The organism is Actinomadura madurae (genome assembly GCF_047130825.1).
Lineage (GTDB): Bacteria > Actinomycetota > Actinomycetes > Streptosporangiales > Streptosporangiaceae > Spirillospora > Spirillospora madurae.
The window spans coordinates 3,036,264-3,049,208 of the sequence record NZ_CP083237.1 but is presented as its reverse complement, the minus strand read 5'-3'; the positions used below and the strand labels follow the sequence as shown (position 1 = coordinate 3,049,208).

General features: G+C 72.9%; 10 protein-coding genes. 6 read left to right on the top strand and 4 right to left on the bottom strand.

The genetic code is table 11. From position 1 onward, the window contains the following. The first annotated feature begins 268 nt into the window (after positions 1–268). Positions 269–1,201 carry a hypothetical protein gene (locus tag K8Z49_RS13770; RefSeq protein WP_412519071.1) on the top strand — a complete coding sequence of 311 codons (933 nt, stop codon included), beginning with the start codon at positions 269–271 and terminating at the stop codon, positions 1,199–1,201. A 9-nt stretch (positions 1,202–1,210) separates the two neighbouring features. Here K8Z49_RS13770 and K8Z49_RS13765 read toward each other — a convergent pair whose 3' ends face one another. Beyond that, entirely contained in the window at positions 1,211–2,521 is a 1,311-nt protein-coding gene (locus K8Z49_RS13765; protein ID WP_412519069.1) for a D-arabinono-1,4-lactone oxidase, read from the bottom strand. A 142-nt stretch (positions 2,522–2,663) separates the two neighbouring features. Between K8Z49_RS13765 and K8Z49_RS13760 the strand changes: the two genes are divergently transcribed. The 3 genes from K8Z49_RS13760 (at position 2,664) to K8Z49_RS13750 (ending at position 5,730) form a co-directional block, all read left to right on the top strand. Further along, positions 2,664–3,953, top strand: coding sequence for a lytic transglycosylase domain-containing protein (locus K8Z49_RS13760; RefSeq protein WP_244938399.1), 1,290 nt, complete (start codon positions 2,664–2,666; stop codon positions 3,951–3,953). Positions 3,954–4,015: 62 nt separating this feature from the next. Further along, positions 4,016–4,924: a ferrochelatase gene (locus K8Z49_RS13755; RefSeq protein ID WP_111829789.1), complete on the top strand. Its 909-nt coding sequence runs from the start codon at positions 4,016–4,018 to the stop codon at positions 4,922–4,924. Next, positions 4,921–5,730: an inositol monophosphatase family protein gene (locus tag K8Z49_RS13750; RefSeq protein WP_021598674.1), complete on the top strand. Its 810-nt coding sequence runs from the start codon at positions 4,921–4,923 to the stop codon at positions 5,728–5,730. The genes K8Z49_RS13755 and K8Z49_RS13750 overlap by 4 nt, the downstream gene beginning before the upstream one ends. 152 nt (positions 5,731–5,882) lie before the next feature. Here K8Z49_RS13750 and K8Z49_RS13745 read toward each other — a convergent pair whose 3' ends face one another. Beyond that, on the bottom strand, positions 5,883–6,059 hold the full coding sequence (locus K8Z49_RS13745; protein WP_021598675.1) for a hypothetical protein: 177 nt from the start codon (positions 6,057–6,059) through the stop codon (positions 5,883–5,885). A gap of 223 nt (positions 6,060–6,282) precedes the next feature. On the opposite strand from K8Z49_RS13745, the gene K8Z49_RS13740 reads away from it, so the two are divergent. Further along, positions 6,283–6,936, top strand: a complete 654-nt coding sequence (locus K8Z49_RS13740) for a response regulator transcription factor (RefSeq protein WP_024935038.1) — start codon at positions 6,283–6,285, stop codon at positions 6,934–6,936. Then, positions 6,933–8,321 carry a sensor histidine kinase gene (locus K8Z49_RS13735; RefSeq protein WP_412519065.1) on the top strand — a complete coding sequence of 463 codons (1,389 nt, stop codon included), beginning with the start codon at positions 6,933–6,935 and terminating at the stop codon, positions 8,319–8,321. The genes K8Z49_RS13740 and K8Z49_RS13735 overlap by 4 nt, the downstream gene beginning before the upstream one ends. 46 nt (positions 8,322–8,367) lie before the next feature. Here the strand turns inward: K8Z49_RS13735 and K8Z49_RS13730 are convergent, their stop codons facing one another. Both K8Z49_RS13730 and K8Z49_RS13725 read right to left on the bottom strand, forming a co-directional pair. Then, positions 8,368–11,109, bottom strand: a complete 2,742-nt coding sequence (locus K8Z49_RS13730) for an ABC transporter substrate-binding protein (RefSeq protein WP_412519063.1) — start codon at positions 11,107–11,109, stop codon at positions 8,368–8,370. Next, positions 11,106–12,776, bottom strand: a complete 1,671-nt coding sequence (locus K8Z49_RS13725; protein WP_024935040.1) for a serine/threonine-protein kinase — start codon at positions 12,774–12,776, stop codon at positions 11,106–11,108. The genes K8Z49_RS13730 and K8Z49_RS13725 overlap by 4 nt, the downstream gene beginning before the upstream one ends. Positions 12,777–12,945 lie beyond the last annotated feature (169 nt).

The window sequence follows — 12,945 nt, the reverse complement described above, 5'->3', positions numbered from 1 at the left end:
CGTACCCGGCATGTCCGAACATCGCCGCTCTCGAAGCCCTCTTCACGAGGTCGAAGAGGGCACTGCCCAAGCTTGCCGGTGTCGCGACCGGCGGGGGGTCGCCCTGCCGGATTCTTGTGCATCCTTTTCCACACCGTGCCCGGCGGGCCGGGACGATGCCGCCCGTCTTGACGTTGCGAGTGTCACGTCTTGGGCAGGAACACCCGGGTCCTCCTGATCAGTTCCTGGTCGTGGGGAATCGTGGCGATGGATAGGGGTGATACGGGTCATGCCGCGCAAGCTGCCGGATCTGAGCACGACGCAGCTGATCGCGAGTGCGGTGGCGACGGCGGTCGCCGCCCTGGGAGCGTCCTACCTGGGGGTGTACGGCACGATCATCGGCGCGGCGCTGATGAGCGTGATCTCGACGGCCGGGTCGGCGGTCGGCAAGCACTACCTCGATCAGGGCCGGGAGCAGATCCGGGAGCTGACGCACCTGCAGTCGGCGGTGCGGCGGCGGGACGCGGCCGAGAGCGCGGCGGCGCGGGCGACCAGCGCGGACCCGACCCGGACGCGGGTGTGGTCGGGCGATCCGAACGCGACGCGCTTCGACCCGCCGTTCGACGGCGACCCGAACGCCACGCGCCTGGACCCCGGCGGCGACCCGAACGCCACCCGGGTGGACCCGGGCGAGGCGGTCGCCGCCGCGTTCGCCCGGGAGGCCGGCGAGGACGCCGTGCGCGAGGTCGTGCGCCGGTCCGCGCTGCTGAGCACGGTCGAGTGGGCGAAGGCGCACTGGGTGAAGCTGGTCGTGGCGTCGGCGGCGGTGTTCGCCGTCGTGATCGGCGGCATCACGATCTATGAGGCGACCACCGGGCAGCCCGTCGGGGCCGGCGGCGGCAAGGGGCTGACCGTGACGAAGGTGCTCGGCGGCGGCGGGAGCGGGCAGACGGACGACACCCCGTCGCAGAGCCCGTCCGGCGGTACGCCGGAGCCCGGTGCCACGCCGAGCGGCGAGCCGACCGGCGGGACGCCGTCGACGGGGGCGAGCACTCCCGCCCCGCAGCCGGCGGAGCCGTCCGAGCGGCCCACCCAGCAGCCGACGACCGCGCCGACGACGCCGGCGCCGACCGCTCCGGAGACGCCGGCGCCGACCGGCGGCGAGCAGGAGGGCGGTCCGGGCGCCACGAACCCGCAGGGGCAGACGGCCCCGGCGGGGTGACCCGCCCGGTCAGTCGCCGAAGACCTGCCTTGCGTAGGGGTTGGCGAAGCGGCGGTCGGGATCCAGTTCGTCCCGCAGGGCGCGGAAGTCGCCGAACTTCGGGTACGCCTTCTCCAGGTAGGCGGCGTCGCGGGTGTGGAGCTTGCCCCAGTGGGGACGGCCGCCGAACGCGGTGAGGAGTTCCTCGACGCCGCCGAAGTAGTCCTCGTGCGGGTCGCGGTGGTAGACGTGCACGGCGATGAAGGCGCTCCGCCGTCCGTGGGCCATCGAGAGCCAGGCGTCCTCGGCGGGGAGCAGGCGGACCTCGATGGGGAAGCTGATCCGCCAGTCCCGCTTGGCGAACAGGGAGCGGAGCTCGCGCAGCGCGGGCACGAGTTCCTCGCGCGGGATCGCGTACTCCTGCTCCTTGAAGCGGACCGCCCGGGGGCTCGTGAAGACCTTGTAGGACGTGTCGCTGTAGGTGCGCGCCCCGAGCGCCTTGGCGGAGATGCCGTTCACGAAGGGCGTCGCGGCGGGCGCCAGGTGCGTGACCTGGTTGATGGCTCCGAACACCGTGTTCGACAGGAATCGGTCGTCCAGCCAGTACTTGGCCTTGGACAGCGGCTCGGCGGGGCCGTCGACGCGGTTGTTGCGCTTGGTCAGGCAGCCCTCGGTGTGCGGGAACCAGTAGAACTCGAAGTGCTCGTTGGCCGCGTCGAACTCGTCGACGCGGGAGAGGACCTCGTCCCACTTCATCGGCGCCTCCTGCGCGCGCAGGAGGAAGGCCGGGACGGTCCGCCAGGTGATGGCGGTGACGATGCCGAGGGCGCCGAGCCCGGCGCGGGCCGCGTCGAACAGGTCGGGGCGCTCCTTTCGCGAGCAGGTGACGGTCGTGCCGTCGGCGAGGACGAGTTCCAGCGCGGCGACCTGGGAGACGAGGCCCGCCGCGTCGCGGCCGGTGCCGTGCGTGGCGGTCTGCAGCGCGCCCGCGACGGTCTGTTCCTGGATGTCGCCCATGTTGGCCAGCGCGAGGCCGTGCTCGTCCAGGACGCGGTTGAGCGCGTGGAGGGGGAGCCCCGCCTCGACGGTGACGAGGCCGCTCGCCGTGTCGACCGAGCGGACGGCCGTGAGGGCGGTGGGCCGGAGCAGGACACCTTCGGCGACGGCCGCGCCGGTGAAGGAGTGTCCTGTGCCGGTCATGCGGACCGTGAGGCCGTCGCCGGCGGCCGACCGGACCTCCGCGGCGACCTCGCCGACGGTGCGCGGCGTGGCGACGCGCCGCGGCGTGGCCTGCTGGTTTCCGGCCCAGTTCCGCCACTTCTCATGGGTCACGGGGGACATGCGGCGACTCTACTCAGATATCGATCGTGAGGAAAGTTCATGTTTATCCCGGGCGCCCCTCGGGGGCAGATCGGGCGATAACGTACGATCCGGTAACTGCCCGCAGGGTAACCGTCCGTGGCGACACGCGTTGGGATCAGTTGTGGCTCCTCCTTCAGCACCGCGCACCGGCGCGGCCGGCGGTGGTGAGGCGACCGCCGCCCCTCCGGCGGGACCGCGGCCCGGGAAGAAGAAACCGCGTCCCGAGAAGAAGAAGCGCGCTCCGCGGGAGGCCGCCGCGCGGCCGGCCCAACGGCCGGCTCGCCGGCGGGGCGGGCGGGGCCTGCCGTTCCTCATCGGCACCATCGCGGTCCTCGCCGTCGCCAGCACGTCCGGCGGCGTCTATGCGGCGCTGACCACGGAGACGACGGCGGAGGCGTCCGGCCCCGCGCAGCGGACCGCGCCGGGCGTGCCGCCGGGCGACCCGGTCAACGTGGCCACCGGCGGGCAGGTCGCGCCGCTGCGCCGCGTCGTGCCGCCCGACGTGCTCGCCGTCGGCACCGGCTCGATCCCCGCCGCCAAGATCAAGCGGATCGCCAGGCTGGGGCGCGTCAAGGACGTGATGGCGGTCGCGGGCGGAGCCGTCCAGCTCCAGGGACGCCAGGTCAACGCGTTCGCCGTGGACCCGTCGGCGTACCGGTCCTGGACGCCGCCCGGGACGGCGAAGAAGACAGAACTGTGGGGGGCGCTGGCCGGGAACCGGTTCGTGGTGTCGCCGGCCGCCGCCGAGCAGCTCCAGCTCACCCGGGGCTACGAGTACCCGGTCGTGGGCCGGACGATGCCGAGGCTGACGATGGGCGGTTCCGGCCCCCTCGGCCTGCCCGGCATCGACATGCTCGTCAGCGAGAAGACCGGCCGGGAGATGGGGCTCGTCCCGAACGTGGCGGTCCTCGTCAACGCGCCCGGCGTGAGCCCGGCCAAGGTCGTCCAGGCCGTCACCAAGGTCCTCGGCACCGGGACGAGCGTGCTGAACCTCCACGAGAGCAAGTACCGGTCGCCGTCGGACGGCGGTGGCGCGAGCGGCTACCTCGACCTGTACAAGCAGGCCGCCACCAGCTGCCCGGGCCTGTCCTGGACGGTCCTCGCCGCGATCGGCCAGGTCGAGAGCGACCACGGCCGCAACGCCGGACGCTCCAGCGCCGGCGCGCTCGGCCCGATGCAGTTCATGCCCGCGACGTGGAAGGCGTACGGGGTGGACGGCGACAGGGACGGCAAGGCCGACATCATGAACCCCTACGACGCCATCCCAGGGGCCGCCAAGTACCTGTGCGCGAACGGCGCGGGAAGGGGCGGCAAGCAGCTCTACAACGCCGTGTGGCACTACAACCACGCCGACTGGTACGTCCAGAAGGTGCTCAACCTCGCCAAGGCGTACGCGGCGCGCTACGAGTGAGGCGCGCCACGAGTGACCGGCCCCTGGCGGGGGCATCGGACCCTGGCTGGTTGGATGGACGCATGACGTCCTACGACGCGTTGCTTCTGCTGTCCTTCGGGGGGCCGGAGGGGCCCGAGGACGTGATCCCGTTCCTGGAGAACGTCACCCGCGGCCGCGACATCCCCAGGGAGCGCCTGGAAGAGGTGGGCGAGCACTACCACCTGTTCGGCGGGGTCAGCCCGATCAACCGCCTGTGCCGCGACCTGAAGGCCGCGATCGAGGCCGACTTCGCGGCCCACGGCGTGGATCTGCCGGTGTACTGGGGCAACCGGAACTGGACCCCGTACCTCGCCGACACCGTCCGGCAGATGAAGGAGGACGGGATCCGGCGGGCGGCGGCGTTCGTCACGTCCGCCTACAGCGGCTTCTCCACGAACGACCAGTACCTCAACGACATCGCGCGGGCACGCGACGAGGTCTCGGACGCTCCGAAGATCGACAAGCTGCCCGTCTACTGCGACCGGCCCGGCTTCGTCGACCCCTTCGTGGACGCGGCGAAGGACGCCCTCGGCCGCCTCCCGCAGGATGCCCGGCTGGTCTTCACCGCGCACAGCGTCCCCCTGGCCCAGCCCAACCGGGAACTCTACGAGGCCGAACTGCACACGGTCGCGCGGACGGTCGCCGAGGCGGCTGCCCCCGGCAGGCCGTGGGACCTCGTCTACCAGAGCCGGAGCGGGCCGCCGAGCCAGCCGTGGCTGGAGCCGCAGATCACCGACCATCTGGAGAAGCTGCACGGCGAGGGCGTCCCCGCCGTCGCGGTCGTGCCGATCGGCTTCGTCTCCGACCACATGGAGGTCAAGTACGACCTCGACGTCGAGGCCGCGGGACGGGCGGCCGAGCTCGGGCTCGCGTTCGCCCGCGCCGCGACGCCCGGGACCGATCCGCGCTTCGCCCGGCTGCCCCGCCTGCTGCTGGAGGAGCGCGGATGAGCCTCGCCGGTGAGCTGCTGGAGCTGGCCGCCGCCACGGCCCGCGAGGCCGGCCGGATGCTGGTCGACAAGCGCCCGGCGGACGGCCCGGACGTCGTGCAGACCAAGTCGTCCCCGACCGACGTCGTCACCCAGATGGACCGCGCCGCCGAGCAGCTGATCATCGAGCGGATCCGGGCCGTCCGCCCCGACGACGCGTTCCTCGGCGAGGAGGGCGGCACCCGCACCGGGGGCAGCGGCGTCCGCTGGGTCGTCGACCCGATCGACGGAACCGTCAACTACCTCTACGACCTGCCCGACTGGGCGGTCAGCATCGCCGCCGAGGTGGACGGCGCGGTCGTCGCCGGCGCCGTCGAGATCCCGCGCCGCGGCGAGTCGTACACGGCCGTGCGCGGCGGCGGCGCCCTCCAGCACACCGCGTCCGGCACCCGCGAGCTCCGCGTGAACGCGCACGTGCCGCTGGACAGGGCGCTGGTGTCCACGGGCTTCGGCTACGAAGCCGGACGGCGCGCCCGGCAGGCGGAGGTGCTCACCGGGGTGCTGCCGAACATCCGCGACATCCGCCGGGGCGGCTCCTGCTGCGTGGACCTGTGCTCGCTCGCGGCGGGACGGGCCGACGCCTACTACGAGCGCGGCGTCCACGCGTGGGACATCGCGGCGGGCGGGCTGATCGTCCAGGAGGCCGGCGGACGCGTCGAGGGGCTGCATGGAGCGGCTCCGGGGCCGGAGCTGACCATCGCCGCCGGGCCCGGCACGTTCGAGGCCCTGCACGCCCTCCTGGCCCCGCTCGACCCGGCCCGGGACTAGCGGGCCCCGGCCCGGACGGGACGCAGACGGACGGCATGGAGACGCGCGCATGGAGACGGGCGGCATGGAGACGGGCGAGCGCGGAAACGGGGAGCCCGGGCCGGATGGTCCCGGGCTCCCCGTTCACGGGTCGCGCCTCGCGGTTCGGCGGGTCAGTCGCAGCGGGGTGGTTCGACGCCGATGTCGTTGTTCGCTGCGATCCGGCGCAGGTCGTCGATCTCCTCCTGGCGAATGCCCGCCAGGTAGGTGTCGCCGTCTGCGTGGGCGCTCCGCAGCGACGCGTACGCGTCGTCGAGCCGCTGCTGGATCATGCGTGACAACTCGCCCATGGGCCTCCTCCCGGATCGTGCCCATGCTTACCCAGGCCTAGGCTGAAGGTAAACCTGCGCACCGATGCAATTTTCGCGGATTCTTGCGTCCGCTACGGCACGGTGTGGCGTACAAGAAGCGGAACAGCTGCTTACGGGCGTCTTACGACCCCCATGGCATATGTGAAGCAGGCATGTTCGGAAGACCCGGGGCCCGCCGAGCCCCGGCCAGGAGGGGGACCCCGTGCGTGTTCTAGTCGTCGAGGACGAGCGCGTGCTCGCCGACGCCATCGCCACCGGCCTGCGCAGGGAGACGCTGGCCGTGGACGTGGCCTACGACGGCGCGGGCGCGCTGGAGCGGGCCGGCGTCAACGAGTACGACGTGATCGTGCTCGACCGCGACCTGCCCAAGGTCCACGGCGACGACGTCTGCAAGCAGCTCGTCGCCCAGCGCTACCCGGCGCGGATCATCATGTTGACGGCGGCGGGCGAGCTGGACGACCGCGTCGAGGGGCTGTCCATCGGCGCCGACGACTACCTGGCCAAGCCGTTCGCGTTCGCCGAGCTGATCGCCCGCGTGCGCGCCCTCGGCCGGCGCGCCGCGGCGCCGCTGCCGCCCGTCCTGGAGCGCGCCGGGATCACGCTCGACCCGGCCCGCCGGGAGGTCGCGCGGGACGGCCGCCCGGTGGAGCTGACCCGCAAGGAGTTCGCGGTCCTGGAGGTGCTGCTCAGCGCGGACGGCGCCGTCGTCAGCTCCGAGCACCTCCTGGAGAAGGCCTGGGACGAGCACATCGACCCGTTCACCAACGTCGTCCGGGTCACGATGATGACGCTGCGCAAGAAGCTCGGCGACCCCCCGGTGATCGAGACCGTGCCCGGAGTGGGATACCGACTGTGACCGACGAACCAGCACCCCGGAACCGGCCGGACGAGACCGGCGGCGCGGCCCAGGAGCAGGGCCCCGCCACCCGCACCGACGCCGGATGGGGGAACGGCGCGCAGGCGACCGGGCCGACCGCCGTCCCCGGCGCGGACGGCGCGAACGGCGACGCCGGCGGCGCGCGGCGCGGCGGCCGGTGGCGCCGCCCCGGCCCGCAGCAGGTCCCGCAGCCCTACCCGGCGGGCGTGTGGCGCGGCGAGGGCAGCGGGCCGTTCCCGCAGCTGGACGTGGTGCCCGCCAGAATGAGCGTGCGGCTGCGCCTCACCCTCCTGTACGGGCTGCTGTTCTTCATGGCCGGGGCGCTGCTGCTCTTCGTGATGTCGGTCCTGATGGCCAACATCCTCGGCAACGTCAAGGTGATCGGCTTCGGGATCTCCGACGCGGAGGCGGCCGAACTGCAGCGCCAGTTCGTCGAGCAGACGATGAAGCAGCTCGTCGGGCGGTCGCTGCTCGCCCTCGGCGGGGTGGGGGTCATCACGCTGGTGCTCGGCTGGTTCGTCGCCGACCGTGCCCTCAGCCCCCTGCAGCGGGTCACCACCACCGCGCGCCGATTGTCGGAGAGCACCCTGCACGAGCGGATCGCGCTGGAGGGCCCCGAGGACGAGATCAAGGAGCTGGCCGACACCTTCGACGCGATGCTGGAGCGGCTCGGGCAGGCGTTCGACTCGCAGCGCCGGTTCGTCGCCAACGCCTCGCACGAGCTGCGCACCCCCCTCGCGATCAACCGGACCCTGCTGGAGGTGGCGCTCGGCGACCCCGAGGTGTCGGACGACCTGCGCGCCGTCGGCCGGACGCTGCTGGCGACCAACGCCCGGCACGAGCGGCTCATCGAGGGACTGCTGCTGCTGGCCCGCAGCGAGCGGGAGCTGACCGCCCGCACGCCCGTCGACCTGGCGGAGGTGGCGGCGACCGTGCTGGAGCAGTCCGCCCGCCGCGAGCACGACAACGACGTCACGGTGCACCCGGAGCTGACGTCGGGGGCGGCGCTCGGCGACCCGGTGCTCCTGGAGCATCTGGTGTCCAACCTCGTCGAGAACGCCGTCAAGCACAACCGGGAGGACGGCGGCGAGCTGTGGATCCGCACCGGCATGCTGGAGGGGTACGCCACCGTCCAGGTCGAGAACACCGGGCCCGTCGTGCCCGCCTACGAGGTGGAGCGGCTGTTCGAGCCGTTCCGGCGGCTGAACGCCGACCGCGTCGAGTCGGCCAAGGGCGCGGGCCTCGGGCTGTCGATCGTCCGCTCGGTGGTGCTGGCGCACCGCGGCGCGGTGTACGCGGCGCCCCGCCCCGGCGGCGGGCTGATCGTCACCGTCCGGCTGCCGCCGGCGGGCCCCGTCACATGAGCGGCGTCACATGAGCGGCGTCACATGAGCGGCGTCACATGAGCGGCTACTTGAGCGCGGCCGTCGCCACGGTCGGGTCGCCGTCGTAGTCCATCGCCAGCTTCACGTACTCGCCCTGCCGGAGGACGGCGACACGGCCGTCGTTGACCAGCGGAATCAGCGCCATGTCGTCCAGCGCCACCTTCTCGGCCTGCTTGAACAGCTCGGTGCGGTTCTGGGCCGGACCGGTCCTGAGCGCGGTGGAGACCAGGTTGTCGAAGCGGTCGTTCTTGTACTTGCCGAGGTTGTAGTAGGCGTTGCCGCTGGTCGCGACCAGGTCGCCGCCCAGCAGCGGCCAGAGCATCGTGTAGGCGCCCGGGTAGTCGGGGCCGTAGGGCAGGAAGGCCAGCCCGGACGCGTCCCCGGCGATGACCGCCTCGCGGTACTTCGTGAACTCGGCGACCGGATACGACTTCATCTCCACCCGCAGGCCGAGCACCGACCTCAGCTGCTGGCCGACGACCTCGGCCAGGCGCTTGTCGACGGGCGACTCCCGGAAGTAGATCGGGACGGTGTCGCCCGTCTTGAGCCCGGCCTGGGAGGCGAGCGTCTTCGCCCGCTCCGGGTCGTACTTGTCGCAGGACGGGCAGGCGCCGGGCTTGCCGAACCCCGGGACCGATGCCGGGACGATGCCGTGGGCGGGCTTGGAGAAGCCGCCGAGCGTCAGGCTGAGCTTGCCGCGGTCGATGGCGTAGGAGACGGCTTCCCGCGCCTCCTTCGACTTCATCGGGCCCTTGGCCGTGAGCGGGACGAGCATCCTGGTGAACGGCAGGGGACGGGAGGTGACCCCGGTGTCCGGAACCGTGGACAGCTCCTCGGTGCCGATCGTGTACCAGTCGACCTCGCCCGCCGCGTACGCCGCGCGTCCCTTGGCGGGATCGCTGCCGAGCATGACGGTGACGCGGTCCAGCTTGGTCTTGCCGAACGCCCAGGCGGTGTTGCGGACGAGCGAGACGCTCGCCTCCTTACGGTACTCCTCCAGCCGGAACGGCCCGTTGCCGATCGGGCGCTCGTTGTACACGGTGTTGTCGGGCTTCCCCGCCGCCTGCGGAGCGGGCATGAAGGGCGGTTCGGACAGCCGCGCCCCGAAGTCGCAGTTGGGATCGCTCAGCCTGACGACCAGGGTGGTGGGCGACGCCACCTTGACCCCGGACAGCTCCCCGCTCCCCGCGGACGATACGGAGGAGAACCCCTCGATGTCGTTCATCAGGTACGAGCCGGGTCCGGTCTTCTCCGCCGCGCTGCGCGCCCAGCCGCGGGCGAACGACTGCGCGTCGACGGGCTCGCCGTTGCTGAACGTCGTCCCGTCCTTGATCGTGATCGTCCACTGCCGGCATTCGGCGTCCGGCTGGATCGACGTGGCGAGGCGGTGGCGGGCGACGCCGTCGGCGCCGAGCTCGGTGAGGCCGGTGAACAGCTGCTTGGTGAGGAACTTCTCGGTGCCGGCGTAGGCGTGCGACGGGTCGATCTCGCCCTTGATCGTCGTCGGTGACGACATCGAGACCGGCAGCGTCCCGCCGGTCCGCCCGGTCGCCGGCGGAGTCTCCTCGGAGTCTCCGCGAAGCTGGATGTAGGCCAGGCCCGCGGCGAGCACCAGCACGGCGAGCGCGGCGCCGCCCGCACTGGCGAGGACGGTGATGCCGCGCCGCCCGCCCGTCCCGGACGGCGTGGTGAAGCCGCCGGGATGCCCGAGCTGCCCGGGATGCCCGGCCCTCGGCCATGTGCCCGGCGTGCCCCCGTTGGGCGGCGGGGCGGGGGAGGGCCACGCCGGGCCCGGCATGGGCGGCGGCGTCTGCGGTCCGGGGATTGGCGGCTGCGGGAAGGGCGGCGGTGTCTGGACGCGCAACTGCACGGACTCGGTGGCGGCCGTCTGAGCGCCCTGCGTGAGCATCACGGCGTCCGCGCCGCCCTGCGGTGCGCTCGGCTGCGGCAGGCTCCCGGCCAGTTCCAGCAGGTGCGCGAGGACCTGCTGGGACGCCGGACGCAGCGCCGGGTCCTTGCTGAGGCAGTCCGTGACGACCCGGCGCAGCGGCTCCTGGAGATCGCCGAGGTCGGGCGGCAGGTTGAGGATGCGATGCATGACCGCGGGGATCGAGTCCTGCCCGAACGCCGGGCGCGCCGTGGCCGCGTACACCATCGTCGCGGCCCACGCGAACACGTCGGCGGCCGGGCCGACCCGCGCGCCGGAGATCTGCTCGGGCGCCATGTAGGCGGGCGTGCCGATGGCCGTGCTCGACATCGTCCCGGTGGCGTCCAGCGCCCGCGCGATGCCGAAGTCGATCACCCGCGGGCCGTCCGGCGCGAGCAGCACGTTGGCGGGCTTGAAGTCGCGGTGCACGACCCCCGCCTGGTGGATGGCGGCGAGCGCGGTCATCGTCCCGATCGCCAGCCGGTCCAGGTCGGCGCCGCGCCGCGGCCCCTCGGCCGTGAGCACGTCCGACAGCGCCGGCCCGTCGATGTACTCGCTGACGATGTAGGGGCGGTCGCCCTCGACGTCGGAGTCCAGGACGCGGGCCGTGCAGAACGCCGACACCCGCTTGGCGACCGCGACCTCGGCCGCGAACCGGGACCGCGCCTTCGGGTCGCCGCTGAAGCGCGCGTGCAGCAGCTTCACGGCGACCCGGTGGCCCGGCTCGTCCTCTCCGAGGTAGACGGCGCCCTGACCGCCCTCGCCGAGGAGGCCGGTCAGCCGGTAGGAACCGAGCTGCGAGGGGTCACCCGGGCGGAGCGGGGCGACCTCCGCGGTCACTTGCTCACGGTCCCGTAGGCGTCGGGGCTCGGGGACGACTGGGTCTGCCGCCACTCCCACCGCATCGAGGTGGAGCTGGACGGGATGAACGTGATGTAGCCGGAGGCGCACTCCTTCGGGTCCATCCCCGCCATCGGGGTCTCGCGGTACTCGACCTTTCCGCCGTCGCCGTCGTCGGAGATGAGGGACAGCCTGGTGTAGCAGTTGTCCTGCGCGCCCGACGGGTAGGTGTACCGGGCCGTGCCGCTGGTGTAGAGCAGGGCGAAGCGCACCTGGAAGCTCGTGTGCCCGGACGAGGCGCTCGGCTGGTTGCCGTTGCCGTCCCACACGCCGAGCAGCCCGCCGGTCGTGCTGGTCGTCGGCCTGTCACTCGGGGTGTAGGTGTTCGTCGGCGGCGTGTACGTCGTCACGGGCGGGTCGTCGTCGCTGTTGGCGCCGATGATGACCAGCACCACGACGACCAGGATCACGATGAGCGCCAGCGCGCCGCAGCCGATCGCGATGATCGGGCCGGCGGAGCTGGACTGCTTCGGCGGCCCGTACCCCGGCCCCGGCGGGACGGGCTGCTGCATCTGCATCGGGGGCGGCGACGGCGGCATCGGCGCGCCCTGGTACATGGGCATGGGCGGCGGCGTGATCGGCTGCGGCGGCGGGGTGTTCGGCCCGCCCATGTTGCCGCCCATGCCGCCCTGGTGCAGCGGCATCGGCGGCGGGGTGATCGGCTGCTGCTGCGGCTGGGGCCGCGGCGCGGGCGGCACCGGGGGCGGCGGCGGAAGCTGCGAGGCGATCCGGGTGCCCTGGTTGAGCAGGTCCTCCTGGCCGGCGCCCTGCCCGGCCGGGGCGGCGCCGACGTGGCCGAGGAGGTTCAGCAGCAGCTGCGGCGCGGGCGGGCGCAGCCCCGCGTCCTTGGACAGGCAGCGCCCGATCAGGTCGCGCAGCGGGCCCGGCGGCAGCGCCGACAGGTCGGGGTCCTCGTTCAGGATCCGGTTGATGATGACCGGCAGCGTGTCGGCCTCGAACGGCGACTGCCCGGTGGCGGCGAACACCATCGTCGCGGCCCAGGCGAAGATGTCGACGGCCGGGGTGAGCGGCGCGCCGGTGAGCTGCTCGGGCGCCAGGTAGCCCGGCGTGCCCACCACCATGCCGGTCGCGGTGACGGCGCTCTCCTGCGAGTTCACCGTCCGCGCGATGCCGAAGTCGACGACGCGCGGGCCGTCGGACGCCAGCATGACGTTGTTCGGCTTGAAGTCGCGGTGCACGATCCCGGCCTCGTGGATGGCCGCGAGCGCGGTCACCGTGCCGATCGCCAGCCGCTCCAGCTCGGCGGCGCTGCGCGGCCCGTCGTGCGCGACGACGTCGTGCAGGGACGGGCCGTCGATGAACTCGCTGACGACGTACGGCTGGTCACCGTGGACGTCGGCCTCCAGCACGCGCGCTGTGCAGAAGGGCTCGACCTTCTGCGCCGCCGACACCTCACGGGTGAAGCGGGCCCGCGCGGCGGGATCGTTGGCCATCTGCGCGTGCAGCAGCTTGACCGCGACGTATTGCCCTCCGGGCGCCTTGCCCAGGAAGACGGCGCCCTGGCCCCCGGCGCCCAGGCGTCCGACGACCTCGTACTGTCCGAGTGCCCTAGGATCGCCCGGCTCCAGCGGAGCGGCATCCGGCATCTGACCCTCCAGTGACCCGCAGTGATGTCCGCGACATTGTGCGCCGGACCCGTCTCCGGAGTTCCGTAGCCGGCGATCGCCGGGCCGGGCCCCCGCAGGGGGTCCGCCCCCAATCTCAGGCGGGCACGATATCGCGTTAGTTCAGACGTTTCACCGAAGCGTCTGGTTC